Origin of the sequence: Microcoleus sp. (assembly GCF_049646505.1) — a bacterium.
Classification (GTDB): Bacteria; Cyanobacteriota; Cyanobacteriia; order Cyanobacteriales; family Microcoleaceae; genus Microcoleus.
Genome location: NZ_JBARVX010000508.1, coordinates 1 through 1,656, shown reverse-complemented (window position 1 = coordinate 1,656; position 1,656 = coordinate 1). Strand labels below are relative to the sequence as shown.

Annotated in this window: 1 protein-coding gene and 1 pseudogene; one reads left to right on the top strand and one right to left on the bottom strand. The window is 43.4% G+C overall.

What is annotated here, in order from left to right:
* Nucleotides 1–215 (top strand): annotated as a pseudogene (locus tag WBA89_RS24330) (type II toxin-antitoxin system PemK/MazF family toxin); the annotation flags it as partial.
* An 84-nt stretch (nucleotides 216–299) separates the two neighbouring features.
* Here the strand turns inward: WBA89_RS24330 and WBA89_RS24325 are convergent.
* Entirely contained in the window at nucleotides 300–1,358 is a 1,059-nt protein-coding gene (locus WBA89_RS24325; RefSeq protein ID WP_424410043.1) for an ankyrin repeat domain-containing protein, read from the bottom strand.
* Nucleotides 1,359–1,656 lie beyond the last annotated feature (298 nt).

Here is a 1,656-nt window from a genome sequence, read left to right as displayed (position 1 = left end):
CAACAAGCTCGCGCCGATCTAGATTTGAGGTAGATATTAAAACTCACTTTTTGCGATCGGGAGTATTTGATGTGCAGAACATTATTACAATCCCTCACGCCAAGCTGCTGCGAAATTTGGGAAGTCTAACAACAGAGCAAATGACGGAAGTGGAAAAGATTATGCTCTTATGGTTGGGATTTAAAGACGCAAGCGCTGAGGAAGGCATGGGTTAATAACTGATAATCAGTAGCTCTCTCAGAGCGTGTACTAGCTGTTATTTTCAATTTTAATGTAAATCTTGATTGTCAGAAAACCGCTTAATTTTTAGCGCCGTGCTGTTTGAGCAACTTAACAATTTCTGGTGTAGATGATTTTTCAGCAATGGTTAAAGCCGTCTTACCATTTTTATTACGAGCATTCACATCCGCACCCTTTGAAAGAAACAACTTCACTAATTCAGGTTTTAATAGCCCAGAAATACCAGTATTAGGTTGAACAATTCTCATCAATATAGTAGTATTGTCGTAAGGATCGGGAGCGTTGACATCAGCACCGCGATCGATCAATAATTTCACAGTCTCAATATCTCCACGAGACACCGCACTATACAGCAAGCCTTTAGGAATTTGGGCTTGATTTTTCAGGATTAATTCAACCATCTCTAGTTTCTTTTTCCCCGGTTTAAACCTGCTAATAACAGCAAACAAATTTTTGTCATTTTTCACATTAGCACCTCGATTAATCAAGGCTTTCATTGCTGCAAAATTACCGCTTTCTGCTGCGATGTTGAGTGCCGTGCGTTGATTGCGATCGATCGCCTCCATATCTGCACCGCTGGCAATCAATAAGTCGTAGCGTAGCGGGGCGTAAGCCATCGCCCCGCTACCTCCTCCTGCGGCTGCCGCGTGCAGGACAGTTTGTCCTGCTTTGTCGATCGCCTTTACATTCAATCCTTTTTGCAGAAACAACTTTACAATAGTCTGATTCCCGCCAAAAGCAGCCGCGTGTAACAGTGTTTGGTTTAAATAAGTCTTGAAATGAACATCCGCATTTTTTTGCAACAGCTTTTCGACTTCCGCCAAATTGCCCGTGTAAGCCGCACTAAACAGCAGAATGTTGATATTATCTATTTTGGGCAATTCCCACCGATCGAACATCCCAACCTCAACGATATCGCCCTGCCAGCCCGCAGACACAAGTTGCACCATCTCAAAACTTTTACTCTTCAACTCCCTTCCAGACGCATCGAACAAAAATACATCGCAAGGCGCATCGCTGCCCCCACCAGGCATAGCAAACAGCATCGGATGTCTGACAATGGCGATCGCATATTGGCCGTTTGGACTCCAAGTAGCACTGCGAATACCCGATTTCATAATTTCTCGGGGCGCAACCGAGAGGATAATTAAGAAGCCTAAAATACCAAGACAGCCAAAACTAAAAAAACGCATAATTATCTTACAGTCGCTCCTGGAATAGACTATAATTTTTAACTTCCACAGATCCCGCGCGAGGAACCAAACAATCCCAAATATCAGCGATTGCTGCATTCCTATCCGCTGTTTCCGTTAAACTTTGATGATTTTTAAGCGCCTTGAAATACTATAGCCAACATCCTAACGCTTTCTCGATCGACTATCTCAACGACTTGCGAGGCTCAATTCTAGCATCCCC

Coding starts and splice junctions, on each gene's coding strand:
- WBA89_RS24325 (WP_424410043.1), bottom strand. CDS start 1,358: ATGAAATCGGGTATTCGCAGTGCTACTTGGAGTCCAAACGGCCAATAT.